The sequence below is a fragment of the Dickeya sp. CFBP 2040 genome, from assembly GCF_012273755.1.
GTDB classification, from domain to species: Bacteria; Pseudomonadota; Gammaproteobacteria; order Enterobacterales; family Enterobacteriaceae; genus Dickeya; species Dickeya poaceiphila.
This window is the reverse complement of the sequence record NZ_JAAVXH010000033.1, coordinates 120,803-133,093: the sequence shown is the minus strand read 5'-3', so window position 1 is coordinate 133,093 and position 12,291 is coordinate 120,803. Positions and strand designations below refer to the sequence as shown.

The 12,291-nt window shown below is 54.7% G+C and carries 9 protein-coding genes; 1 reads left to right on the top strand and 8 read right to left on the bottom strand.

Annotated features, from left to right (window positions below; all coding sequences use genetic code 11):
- Positions 1–299: 299 nt before the first annotated feature.
- The 3 genes from Dpoa2040_RS05300 to pncB all read right to left on the bottom strand — a co-directional run bounded on the left by Dpoa2040_RS05300 (position 300) and on the right by pncB (position 4,500).
- Positions 300–1,418 (bottom strand): porin, encoded by a 1,119-nt coding sequence (locus tag Dpoa2040_RS05300; protein ID WP_042871118.1) that lies wholly within the window; start codon positions 1,416–1,418, stop codon positions 300–302.
- 297 nt (positions 1,419–1,715) lie between these two features.
- Entirely contained in the window at positions 1,716–3,116 is a 1,401-nt protein-coding gene (asnS, locus tag Dpoa2040_RS05295; RefSeq protein WP_042871116.1) for an asparagine--tRNA ligase, read from the bottom strand.
- Positions 3,117–3,294: 178 nt separating this feature from the next.
- Entirely contained in the window at positions 3,295–4,500 is a 1,206-nt protein-coding gene (gene pncB / locus Dpoa2040_RS05290; RefSeq protein ID WP_168640538.1) for a nicotinate phosphoribosyltransferase, read from the bottom strand.
- Between the two features lie 702 nt (positions 4,501–5,202).
- Here pncB and pepN point away from each other — a divergent pair.
- Positions 5,203–7,818: an aminopeptidase N gene (gene pepN, locus Dpoa2040_RS05285; protein ID WP_168640537.1), complete on the top strand. Its 2,616-nt coding sequence runs from the start codon at positions 5,203–5,205 to the stop codon at positions 7,816–7,818.
- Positions 7,819–7,920: 102 nt separating this feature from the next.
- Here the strand turns inward: pepN and ssuB are convergent, their stop codons facing one another.
- From ssuB to ssuE, 5 genes are read right to left on the bottom strand one after another with little or no spacing between them, the layout of a single operon-like run.
- Positions 7,921–8,712: an aliphatic sulfonates ABC transporter ATP-binding protein gene (gene ssuB, locus Dpoa2040_RS05280; RefSeq protein WP_168640536.1), complete on the bottom strand. Its 792-nt coding sequence runs from the start codon at positions 8,710–8,712 to the stop codon at positions 7,921–7,923.
- On the bottom strand, positions 8,709–9,500 hold the full coding sequence (ssuC, locus tag Dpoa2040_RS05275) for an aliphatic sulfonate ABC transporter permease SsuC (protein WP_168640535.1): 792 nt from the start codon (positions 9,498–9,500) through the stop codon (positions 8,709–8,711). The genes ssuB and ssuC overlap by 4 nt, the downstream gene beginning before the upstream one ends.
- Before the next feature lie 10 nt (positions 9,501–9,510).
- Complete coding sequence (gene ssuD / locus Dpoa2040_RS05270) at positions 9,511–10,659, bottom strand: FMNH2-dependent alkanesulfonate monooxygenase (protein ID WP_168640534.1); 1,149 nt, start codon at positions 10,657–10,659, stop codon at positions 9,511–9,513.
- Positions 10,660–10,690: 31 nt separating this feature from the next.
- Entirely contained in the window at positions 10,691–11,650 is a 960-nt protein-coding gene (locus Dpoa2040_RS05265; protein WP_168640533.1) for a sulfonate ABC transporter substrate-binding protein, read from the bottom strand.
- Between the two features lie 27 nt (positions 11,651–11,677).
- Entirely contained in the window at positions 11,678–12,232 is a 555-nt protein-coding gene (gene ssuE, locus Dpoa2040_RS05260; protein ID WP_168640532.1) for an NADPH-dependent FMN reductase, read from the bottom strand.
- Positions 12,233–12,291: the final 59 nt, after the last annotated feature.

The window sequence follows — 12,291 nt, the reverse complement described above, 5'->3', positions numbered from 1 at the left end:
ATAAATTCTGCGTAAACTCTCTCTGTAACCTGTTTCAATGTGGTGCCATCGGCACACAACACATCAGTAAAAATGATTCCTCTCAAAAATAACGTAATCAATTACGTTTCAGGTCAACACTGGCCCTTGAAGGTATGGTGAATTATGAGGTTTAAACGTTGTTGACCCTGCCAAATATGCCCGGCTGGTAACAGTGATTTGCTGTATGACAGACTATAAAAATAAAAATGCCGATCAAAAATTGATCGGCATAGTTATAGTTTTCCGTTTTACGACCAGGTCGTTAACAGAGAACTACATTAGAACTGGTAAACCACACCCACCGCAACGCGGTCATTGGTTGGCAGCTTATACTGGTTGTTATCTTTCAGCAGGTTGATGTCGTACTCAGTGTAGGTAGAGAAGTTCTTGTTGAACGCGTAGGTCAGACCCAGGCTAACGTACTTGGTGATGAAGTCGTTAGTGGCTTTACGGTCATCTTTCGCTTTAGCAGAAACATAACCTAAAGACGGAGTCAGGCCGAAATCAAAGTTGTACTGAGCAACCGCTTCAAATACTTTGGTTGTATCCAGTGCTTCTTTCTGATTTCCAGTTGTGTCAGTAAATTTGCTGACAGCACCCGGCTGGAAGGTATTGTTCGACGTGTAGCTTAAGTTATGGTACTCACCGTAGGTGGTGGCAACATAGATGCTGTTAGCATCATATTTCAGACCGGTTGCCCAGGCTTCAGCTTTTTTGCCCTGGTTATCAAGCACCTGAGCCTGAGTACGGTTAGCCTGAGTATAAGAACCGATCACACTTACGCCAAAAGGTGAAGTATAGCTGGAAGATGCTGCCCAGCCAGCACCAGTCTCTCTAGCTAAGTTGACAGAGTCATTGTGCGCGCTCTGGTAGCCCAGTGCGAAGTTCCAGCCATCAACCAGACCGAAGAAGTTTTTGTTGCGGTAAGTGGCAACACCGGCGTTACGGCCAGTCAGGCCATCAGTGTAAGCCTGGTCACCGCCAAATTCCGGCAGCACGTCGGTGTAAGAGATACCATCATAACCTACAGCGCGGTTACGACCGTAATCGATAGAACCGAAATCACCAAATTTCAGGCCGGCATAAGCGTAACGAGTACCACCCGCAGCGCTGTCGTTCTTAGCTTCAGTTTCTTCAGTGCGGTTAGCATTGAAATTGTACTCGAAACGGCCATAGCCAGTCAGATCGCTGTTGATCTTGGTTTCGCCAGTGAAACCCAGACGAGCATAAGTCTGATCACCGCTGTTGCCGCTGTCTTTAGAGAAGTAATGCAGACCAACAACTTTACCGTTCAGGTCCAGTTTGTTACCGTCTTTGTTGTACACTTCAGCTGCGTTAGCTGCGCCGGCAGCCAGCAGAGCCGGGATTACCACTGCAAGAACATTGCGCTTCATCATTATCAATTACCCTCATTGGTGTTATTCAGACTTCTGCATCACAATAAAAAAACCGTAGTGGAACTTTTTCGTGATAGCCGATGTCTTCCTGTGTCTGCACGCAGTTTTCCATTCAGCCGTCCGTTAATCTACCGTTTAAATGATACCAATTTCTAAATTATGTAACTTTTATAAAAAATATATGTCAATTTGTAAAAACAACGGAACTTTGTGAGTCACTTCTAAAATAAAAAAAGAAGGGCGCCATAGAGCGCCCTTCTTAGTGCAGATATTTGTTTTTCTTATGTTATTTTTTGCTTAGAACGTAGCGCTACGGGGTGTGCGCGGGAACGGAATCACATCGCGCACATTTTGTACACCGGTTACATAAGCTATTAAACGCTCAAAACCAAGACCAAAACCCGAATGCGGGATGGTGCCGTAACGGCGCAGATCGCGATACCACCAGTAGTCTTCTTTACTGAGTCCCATTTCTTCGAGACGGCTGTCCAGTTGCTCCAGGCGTTCTTCACGCTGAGAACCGCCAATAATCTCGCCGATGCCCGGTGCCAGCACGTCCATCGCGGCGACGGTTTTGCCGTCGCCGTTCATGCGCATATAAAAGGCTTTGATGTCTTTCGGGTAGTTTTTAACTACGACCGGCGCCTGGAAGTGTTTTTCAGCCAGATAACGCTCGTGTTCGGAAGAGAGGTCGATACCCCAGGAGACTGGGTTCTCAAATGCCTGCCCACAGTTTTCAAGAATGGTGATGGCATCGGTGTAATCTACCTGAGCGAAATCAGAACTGACAAAACGCTCCAGCCGGCTGATGGCGTCTTTATCTACGCGTTCAGCGAAGAATTTCATGTCATCGGCACGTTCGTCGAGTACGGCCTTGAACACAAATTTCAGCAGGTTTTCCGCCAGGCTGGCGATGTCGTCCAGCGTTGCAAACGCCACTTCCGGTTCAATCATCCAAAACTCTGCCAGATGGCGGCTGGTATTGGAGTTTTCCGCCCGGAAAGTCGGCCCGAAGGTATAGATTTTAGACAGCGCGCAGGCATAGGTTTCGCCGTTAAGCTGGCCGGATACGGTCAGGAACGCTTCTTTACCGAAGAAATCTTCGCTGAAATCGACCTTGCCTTGATCGTTGCGCGGCAGGTTTTCCAGATCCAGTGTGGATACCCGGAACATTTCGCCGGCGCCTTCGGTATCGGAGGCGGTAATCAGCGGGGTGGATACCCAATAGAAACCGTTTTGATGAAAGAACCGGTGGATGGCCTGTGCCAGCGTATGACGCACACGCGCAACAGCGCCGATAAGGTTAGTGCGCGGGCGCAAATGCGCCACTTCACGCAGGTATTCGATACTGTGGCGTTTGGCCGCCATCGGGTAGGTGTCCGGGTCTTCCACCCAGCCGACTACCTTGAGTTCCGTTGCCAGCAGTTCGAAGCTCTGGCCCTCACCGGGGGACTCCACCACTTTACCGGTGACTTCCACCGAGCAACCGGTGGTCAGGCGCAGCACATCGCTTTGATAATTAGCAAGATTATTATTGACGACAGCCTGTAGCGAATCAAAGCAGGAACCGTCATAGACGGCGATAAAGGAAATACCGGCTTTAGAGTCTCTCCGGGTACGTACCCAGCCGCGCACGGTGACGTCACTGTCAACGGCGACACGGCCTTGCAGTACATCGACTACAGGCACTACGCTCATAACATTCTCTCTATTGGTGAAATTTAATGGGTAACTGTTGCCGCCCGGAAATGGGCGTTTCGTTATGTTACTTGTCGTCGGGCAGGACACAAGCAGAAATCACCGCAACGCCGCAAGTTTTATACGATTCCGGCGTTGCTGGCTTAAAGAGTAATCAGTGATGGGGGGAGCGCAATACTCAGGAGGCCTTTTTCACTCGCGGCAGATCAAACGCTTTGCGTAGCGCGCTGACAAATGCCTGATCCTGACAAATGGTTTTTCCTGGGCTGTCTGACAGCTTGGCTACCGGTTTGCCGTTGCATTCCACCAGCTTGATGACGATATTCAGCGGTTTGACGCCGGGAATATCGCAGGTCAGGCGGGTGCCGATGCCGAAGGCGACGTTGATGCGTTGCCCGAAGTGGCGGTAGAGATGCAGTGCCTTTTCCAGATTGAGGTTATCGGAAAACACCAGCGTTTTATCCATTGGGTCGATACCCAGCGCATGATAATGCGCAATGGCTTTTTCGCCCCATTCAATCGGGTCGCCGGAATCATGGCGCAATCCCTGATAACGATGGGCGAATTGACGGTCAAAGTCACGCAGGAACGCATCCATGGTGATGCAGTCGGTGAGTGCGATGCCGAGTTGCTCCGGATATTCCCGCAACCAGGCATCCAGCGCGGCCCGCTGGCTGTTGGCTAAGGTCGGGCTGATTTGCTGATGAGCCTGGAACCACTCGTGCGCCTGGGTTCCGACCGGCGCCAGTTGCAGGCGACGCGCCAAATCGTAGTTGCTGGTGCCGATAAGGTAAGGGCATTCGGCTTTGAGGGTATGCACTATCTGGTGCTGAACCTCACGAGAAAAACGCCGGCGGGTGCCAAAATCCATCAGTTTAAAGCGACTGAGATCGACATCGGCGCTGTGCTGGCGAAAGCGAGCCAGCGTGTCGTGTAACTGGTTGAGTGCGGCATCACTATAGCTACCGGGGGTACGGTTGCGGTGAACCACTTCGCTGATGACCGCGAGCAGCGGCACTTCCCACAAAATCACGTCGCGCCACGGCCCGGTGATACGGATATCCAGCTTGCCCTGATGATTGCGAATGCGGATTTGCGAAGGGTCAAAACGGAAGTTTGTCAGCCAGTCGAGGTAGTCGGTTTGAAAAAATGGCAGAGAGGCAAGGTAGTGATACTCATCGTCATGCAGTGACAAGTGACTCATGGCTTCCACTTGCACCCGAATCTCATCGGCGTAGTGCCCTAACAGCTCATCGCCGCGACAACGGAATTCCGCCGCTACATGCACATCGTGGTAATGGTGATATACCGCCTGTTGCATATGCAGTTTATAGGCGTCGGTATCGAGCAATGAGGTCAATATCGGGGCTGTGTGCAAAGTCATAATGCGTTACCGCATCCTCGTTTAATACAGTTACGTTTAATACAGTTACGTTTCATACCATTACGGTTAAGACAGGCACATTGACTACGATGACGTTTATTACATTTACCGACTCATGTCGGCGATGTTGCGCGACAGTGGGCGTCACCTGCCTGTTCATCGGGCTTATCACATCATATTGGGCGGGTGAAGGCGAGATTCAATCGTGCGATTGTGACAAAAAAGTATCTGTTTTTACGGTCTGTTTACCATGAGTGATTGAATTATAATGTTTTTTATACTAAACAAAATTACCCGAAAAATCGTGTTACCGCTGTAGCGATGGGGGGATGACAGGAAAGTTTGCATTCCGGCAGTCACTCCCTTTTAATAGATGTAACAGCCTGTTGAATAACGGAACTGCGCACAACGTAGGCGAAATCAGTCGCGTAATCAGGTGATAATACGGTTGCTTGCGTACCAGTGGCGAGGTGCTGGTGCGAGAGGTGCTGTTTACCCTTGTTTACTGTATGAATTTATAAAAGACGGATATCGTCGTCTGGCGAGTGTTACGGGGTGAGGGGAATTCGTTAATATCCCGTGTGTTAACCACGGGTTTTCTGTTTTTATGTATTTCTGCTCCTATATAAAAAGGAGGAGGCAGATAAGCAGCCCGATCACGCCGTATCGCCATCATTACTGCTGTCATTAAGGTAATCAGTCATGAGTCAACAACCACAAATCAAATACCGGCACGATTACCGCGCGCCGGACTATACCATTACCGACATCGCGCTGGATGTTGATCTGTATCCAGAACAGACCCGCGTGGTGGCGACCAGTCAGGTCGTGCTGCAGGGGGAAAAAGGCGCAGCGCTGAAGCTGGACGGCGAAGGGCTGAAATTGCTGAATGTTCAGGTCGATGGTCAGGCGTGGCAGGCGTATCGCTTGTTGGATGATGGCCTGGAGCTGACTGGGTTGCCGGAAAAATTCACCCTGCGGATTGAAACGGAAATCAACCCGGCGGCCAACAGTGCGCTGGAAGGGTTGTATCAGTCGGGCGATGCGCTCTGTACCCAATGCGAGGCTGAAGGCTTCCGCCACATTACCTATTATCTGGACCGCCCGGACGTTCTGGCGCGTTTCACCACTCGTATTACCGCAGATAAAGCACGCTACCCGTACCTGCTTTCCAATGGTAACCGAACCGGACAGGGCGAGGCGGATAACGGGCGTCACTGGGTGGAATGGCAAGACCCGTTCCCGAAACCCTGCTACCTGTTTGCGCTGGTCGCCGGCGATTTTGATGTGCTGCGCGATACCTTTGTTACCCGTTCTGGCCGTGATGTGGCGCTGGAACTGTTCGTGGACCGCGGCAATCTTGATCGCGCCGACTGGGCGATGACCTCACTGAAGCACGCCATGAAATGGGATGAAACCCGTTTTGGCCTGGAATACGACCTCGACATTTATATGATCGTGGCAGTGGATTTCTTCAATATGGGGGCGATGGAAAACAAGGGGCTGAACATCTTCAACTCCAGGTATGTGCTGGCTAAAGCCGAAACCGCCACCGACAAGGACTATCTCGGTATCGAGGCGGTGATCGCTCACGAGTATTTCCACAACTGGACCGGCAACCGGGTGACCTGTCGTGACTGGTTCCAGCTCAGCCTGAAAGAAGGGCTGACGGTGTTCCGCGATCAGGAGTTCAGTTCTGATGTGGGTTCGCGCCCGGCTAACCGTATCGACAACGTGCGGGTGATGCGCGGCGCGCAGTTCGCCGAAGACGCCAGCCCGATGTCTCACCCGATTCGTCCGGATCAGGTCATTGAGATGAATAACTTCTATACCCTGACCGTGTATGAAAAAGGGTCGGAAGTGATTCGCATGATGCACACGCTGCTGGGTGAAGAGAAATTCCAGGCAGGGATGCGGCTCTATTTTGATCGTCATGACGGCAGCGCTGCGACCTGTGATGATTTTGTACAGGCGATGGAAGATGCCTCCAGCGTCGATCTGTCGCAGTTCCGTCGCTGGTACAGCCAGTCCGGCACGCCGGTGGTGACAGTCCGTGACGATTACGATGCCGCCACTCGCCAGTACCGCTTGCATGTCAGCCAGATGACGCCGGTCGGGGCCGACAAGCAACCTAAACTGCCGCTGCATATTCCGCTGGATGTGGAGTTGTACGATAGCGAAGGGAAGGTGATCCCGCTGCGCCAGAAAGGGCAGAAACTGGGTTCAGTACTGAACGTCACTGAAGCTGAGCAAACCTTCGTATTTGATGACGTTCCCTGCCAGCCGGTGCCGTCGCTGCTGCGTGAATTCTCCGCGCCGGTAAAACTGAACTACCCCTGGAGCGATGAGCAACTGACGTTCCTGATGCGCCACGCCAGCAATGCGTTTTCCCGTTGGGATGCGGCCCAGAGTCTGCTGGCGAACTATATTCGCCTGAATGTGGCGCGTCATCAGCAAAAACAGCCGTTATCGTTGCCGATGCATGTGGTGGACGCCTTCCGCGGCGTGCTGCTGGACGACGGTCTGGACCCGATGCTGGCCTCGCAGATTTTGTCGTTGCCGAGCGAGAACGAGATGGCAGAGCTGTTTGAGGTCATCGACCCGGACGCTATCAGCGCGGTTCGCCAGTCGCTGACACAGACGCTGGCGCAGGAAATGGCGGACGAACTGCTGGCGGTATATCGCGCCAACAAACTGGCGTCTTACCGTGTTGATCAGCAGGATATGGGCAAACGTGCGCTGCGCAATCTGTGCCTGAGCTATCTGGCGTTTGCCGAGCGCGAGCAGGCGGACACGCTGGCGGCAGCGCAATTTACTGATGCCGACAACATGACCGATTCGTTAGCGGCGATGGCGGCATCGGTGGCGGCACAGTTGCCGTGCCGGGACAGACTGCTGGCGGCCTTTGACGAACGTTGGCATCAGGATGGTCTGGTGATGGACAAATGGTTCGTCCTGCAGGCCACCAGCCCGGCCAGTGATGTGTTGAACCGGGTGCGTGAATTACTTAACCACCGTTCCTTCAGCCTGAACAACCCTAACCGACTGCGCTCGCTGATAGGATCGTTCTGTGCGGGTAACCCGTCGGCGTTCCATGCGGTCGATGGCAGCGGCTATCAGTTCCTCACTGAGATGCTCAGCGATCTGAACACCCGCAATCCGCAGGTGGCTTCACGTCTGATTGAACCGCTGATTCGCCTCAAACGTTATGATTCAACCCGTCAGGCGTTGATGCGTCAGGCGCTGGAAACCCTTAAAGGGCTGGAAAATCTCTCCGGTGATCTGTTCGAGAAGATCACCAAAGCGCTGGAGGCGTAAGCGCAGCCAACACAATATCTCTATCTTATTGATATAATGGCTATAATAAAAACCACCGCTGTCAGCAGACGGTGGTTTTTTTATGCCCTGAGTGTGGGAATATCAGGCGTGTGCCTGTGAGGGATAGGCTGTGTCGCGGGGAGCCGCAGGCACCAAAATCCGTTCCAGTACCTGCGCTTCCAGCTCTGCCAGCCGGGCCGAGCCGCGGCGGCGCGGGCGCGGCAGGTCAATCGTTACATCCAGCCCGACCTGTCCGTCTTCTATCAGGATTACCCGGTCGGCAAGGGCTACCGCTTCACTGACGTCATGCGTTACCAGCAAAACGGTGAACCCCTGTTGCAACCACAGCGATTCAATCAATCCCTGCATTTCGATGCGGGTCAAGGCGTCGAGTGCGCCCAGCGGTTCATCCAGCAGTAACAGGCCAGGGTGGTGGATCAGCGCCCGCGCCAGCGCTACCCGTTGTTTTTGTCCGCCGGACAGTGCGCCCGGCCAGTCGGCAGCACGTGATGATAACCCGACTGCCTCCAGCGCCTGATGGGCGGCGCTACGCCACTCGCCGCGCAGTCCCAATCCAACGTTGTCGATTACCCGCTTCCACGGCAATAAACGGGCTTCCTGAAACATCAGCCGGATATCGTCGCGTGCCTGATGCAACGGGGCGCGGCCTGCCAGCAGCTCTCCGCCACTGGTTTGCTCCAGCCCGGCCAGCAGCCGCAGCAACGTGCTTTTGCCGCAGCCGCTGCGACCGACTACCGCAACAAACTGTCCGGCTGGAATGTGCAGGCGCACCTCATTGAGAATGGTGCGGTGACCATAGCGCTTGGTGACGCCGTTGATTAACAGCGGCGTGCCGGCGTTAAGGCGGGCTGGCGCAGTGTGAGTAAACGTCATGCGTGTTCCTCCGTTAGTTGCCAACTGGGATGCCAGCGTAGCCAGATACGTTCCAGCGTCAGGGCGATGACATCCGCCAGTTTGCCCAGCAGGGCATATAGAATGATCGCCACCACCACGACATCCGTTTGCAGAAATTCGCGGGCATTCATCGCCAGATAGCCGATACCGGAACTGGCGGAGATGGTTTCCGCCACGATCAGCGTCAGCCACATCAAGCCGAGCGAGAAACGCACGCCGACCATGATTGAGGGCAGTGCACCGGGCAGTACCACCTCACGGAACAGCCGAAAGTCAGACAGGCCGTAACTGCGCGCCATTTCCAGCAAACCGCTGTCGATAGTGCGGATGCCGTGATAAGTGTTGAGGTAGATGGGGAACAGGGTGCCGAGCGCCACCAGAAAAATTTTGGCGCTTTCATCAATACCGAACCACAAGATCACCAGCGGGATCAACGCCAGATGCGGCACGTTGCGCAGCATCTGCATTGAGGTGTCCAGCAGGCGTTCGCCGGTGCGGGATAGTCCGGTAATAAAGCCAAGCGCCAGCCCCAGCGCGCCGCCGATGGCAAAACCGGTCAGCGCGCGCCAGGTACTGATGCTGAGGTGTTGCCACAGTTCACCACTGCGGGCTAGCCGCCAGAACGTCACGGTAATCGCTTGCGGTGACGGCAGGATGCGGGTGGAAAGCCAGCCGACGCTGGAGGCGAGTTGCCAGAGCGCTACCAGCAGCAGCGGCAGCAACCAGGGCGTCAGGCGTACGGTGATCGGTGTCAGGAGCCTCTGCATCAGTTGGTCCTCAGCTTTGGGCTGCTTTGAGCAGCGGGACAAATTCGTTACCGACGATTTCACCTTGCGAACGCAGCGGCTGCGGTTGTGGCACCTCCGGCACGGCCACATCCAGATGCGGGAACAGGAGTTCGGCGACCTTGTAGGCTTCTTCCAGATGCGGATAACCTGACAACACAAAGGTATCGATACCCAGTGAGGCGTATTCCTGAATGCGTTGCGCCACAGTCTGTGGGTCGCCCACCAGCGCGGTGCCCGCACCGCCGCGTACCAGACCAATACCGGCCCACAGGTTGGGGCTGATCTCCAGCTTGTCGCGGCGGCCACCGTGCAGCGCTACCATGCGCTGTTGGCCCACCGAGTCAAAGCGTTTTAGCGATGCCTGCGCCTCGGCGATAGTGTCGTCGTCCAGCCGGGAGATCAACCGATTGGCGGCCTGCCAGGCTTCTTCGCTGGTCTCACGCACAATCACATGCAGGCGAATGCCAAAACGTACGCTGCGCCCTTGTGCGGCGGCTTTGGCTCGTACGCGGTCCAGCTTTTCTTTTACTTGTGCCGGTGGTTCGCCCCAGGTGAGATAGAGTTCAACCTGTTCGGCAGCCAGATCCAGCGCCGCATCCGACGAGCCGCCGAAGTAGAGCGGCGGACGCGGTTGCTGTACCGGCGGATAATGCAGTTTGGCACCTTTCACCTGAATGTGTTTGCCGTCGTAATCGACGGTTTCGCCTTCTAATACTCGCCGCCAGATGCGGGTAAATTCGGCGGAGGCTTCATAGCGCTGTTCATGACTGAGGAACAATCCTTCGGCAGCCAGTTCCTCCGGGTCGCCGCCCGTCACCAGATTAAACAGCGCCCGGCCATTGGAAAGTCTGTCCAGCGTAGCGGCCTGACGGGCGGCCAGCGTTGGCGAGACGATGCCAGGGCGCAGCGCCACCAAAAAGCGCAGACGCTGAGTGACCGGGATCAGCGACGACGCCACCAACCAGGAATCTTCGCAGGAGCGGCCCGTGGGGATCAGTACGCCGCCGAACCCCAGACGGTCTGCCGCCTGAGCAATCTGTTGCAGGTAACCATAATCAACCGGGCGGGCATTTTCGCCGCGACCAAAATAGTGGCCGTCACCGTGAGTGGGCAGGAACCAGAAAATATTCAGACTCATTATTATTGTCTCCGTGAAATCAGGCTGAGGATCAGTGTGCTGCCGGGGCGTGCCAGATCCGGCTGGCGACGTCCAGTTTGCTGGGAATCAGGTGGTTTTCGTAAAACAGATCGGCGGTGTGTTGTTGCGCCTGCAAGGTGCGCTCATCCACCGGTTTGATCACCGTGATGGGGCGATGGTCAAAATAGGTACTGATAACTGCTTCCGGTAACCCCATGGCGTTGGCCAGCAGTGTAACGCTCTGCGACCGCTGGCTGATGGTCAGGGCATCGGCTTGAGTCAGGGTGGTGAGTAACTGTTGCAGGAAAGCACCGTATTTTTCGGCATAACTACGCGATGCCAGATAGAACGAACCTGTCAGGTTTAAGTCGGTGCCGTCGGCCAGTACCCGAACGCCGCCTTGCAACAGCGCCGCCGAGTAGTAGGGGTCCCAGATGGTCCAGGCGTCAACGTTACCTTGCTGGAAGGCGGCGCGGGCGTCGGCTGGCGTCAGGTAGGCGGGCTGGATATCGGTAAATGCCAGCCCGGCTTTTTGCAGGTTGCGCAGCAACAGGTTATGGGAGCTGGAGCCTTTCTGAAACGCGACCTTGCGGCCTTTCAGGTCGGCGACGGTTTTGATCGGGCTATCGTCCCGAACCAGAATCACTTCAGCGTTGGGTTTGGGCGGTTCGACACCGATGTAAACCAGATCGGCACCGGCGGCCTGCGCGAAGATTGGCGGTATATCACCGGTACTGCCGACATCAATGCTGCCGATGTTGAGCGCTTCCAACATTTGCGGCCCGGCTGGAAATTCAATCCAACTGATTTTGGTGTGCGGGAACTGTTTTTCCAGCAACTGATGGGTTTTGGCCAGCACCAGACTGACTGAGCCTTTCTGAAAGCCGATGCGCAGCTGTTCCGGGGCGGTGTCGGCAGCGGCGAAGGCGGATACGCCAAGTGTGGCGGAGAACAGCAGTGTTAGAGCAGCGTGTTTAATCCAGGGCAACATCACATTTTCCTTGTCATAAAAGAACTGTCAGGCGCTTTGACGCAGCGGTTCGGGCTGACGACGAATCAATGCCTGAAAGAAGATATGCAACGCCTCTTGCAGACGCGCTTCCAGGGTGTCGCTAAATTGTGGGGTGCGGTCGTAGTGGGTGATTTGGCTGTCATCCGCAAATACGCCTTGCAGAATTTCCTGTGCTTTCAGGGCATTCAGTACGGGTTTCAGGCTGTAATCCACCGCCAGCATGTGCGCGACGGAACCGGCGGTGGACAGGGGCAGCACTACTTTATGTTCCAGCGCGCGTTCCGGTAATATGTCCAACAGGGCTTTCAGGCCGCCGGAAAACGACGCTTTGTAAATCGGAGTGGCGACCAGTACGCCGTCGGTAGTGGCGAGTTGTTCGTTCAGGGTGTGCAATGCCGGGCTGTCGAAGCGGGCATTGAGCAGGTCTTCCGGCAGAAAGTTGTGCAGGTGCCACGGCAGTACCTCGACGCCTTTGGCGGCCAGCCATTTTCCAGCGTGATGCAATAAGGCGGTTGAACGGGAAGGGTAGCGTGGGCTGCCTGCCAGTGTTATAACGCGCATGATCACTCCTTATAACCAAAAGGTATCTTTTTTAACTATTTAATAACGGTTTGGTTAGT

Bases quoted from the DNA above. Each gene is read 5' to 3' on its own strand.
- ssuD (WP_168640534.1), bottom strand. From the start codon at position 10,659: ATGAGTCTGAATATTTTCTGGTTCCTGCCCACTCACGGTGACGGCCAC.
- pncB (WP_168640538.1), bottom strand. From the start codon at position 4,500: ATGACTTTGCACACAGCCCCGATATTGACCTCATTGCTCGATACCGAC.
- ssuE (WP_168640532.1), bottom strand. From the start codon at position 12,232: ATGCGCGTTATAACACTGGCAGGCAGCCCACGCTACCCTTCCCGTTCA.
- ssuB (WP_168640536.1), bottom strand. From the start codon at position 8,712: ATGACGTTTACTCACACTGCGCCAGCCCGCCTTAACGCCGGCACGCCG.
- Dpoa2040_RS05300 (WP_042871118.1), bottom strand. From the start codon at position 1,418: ATGATGAAGCGCAATGTTCTTGCAGTGGTAATCCCGGCTCTGCTGGCT.
- ssuC (WP_168640535.1), bottom strand. From the start codon at position 9,500: ATGCAGAGGCTCCTGACACCGATCACCGTACGCCTGACGCCCTGGTTG.
- pepN (WP_168640537.1), top strand. From the start codon at position 5,203: ATGAGTCAACAACCACAAATCAAATACCGGCACGATTACCGCGCGCCG.
- asnS (WP_042871116.1), bottom strand. From the start codon at position 3,116: ATGAGCGTAGTGCCTGTAGTCGATGTACTGCAAGGCCGTGTCGCCGTT.
- Dpoa2040_RS05265 (WP_168640533.1), bottom strand. From the start codon at position 11,650: ATGTTGCCCTGGATTAAACACGCTGCTCTAACACTGCTGTTCTCCGCC.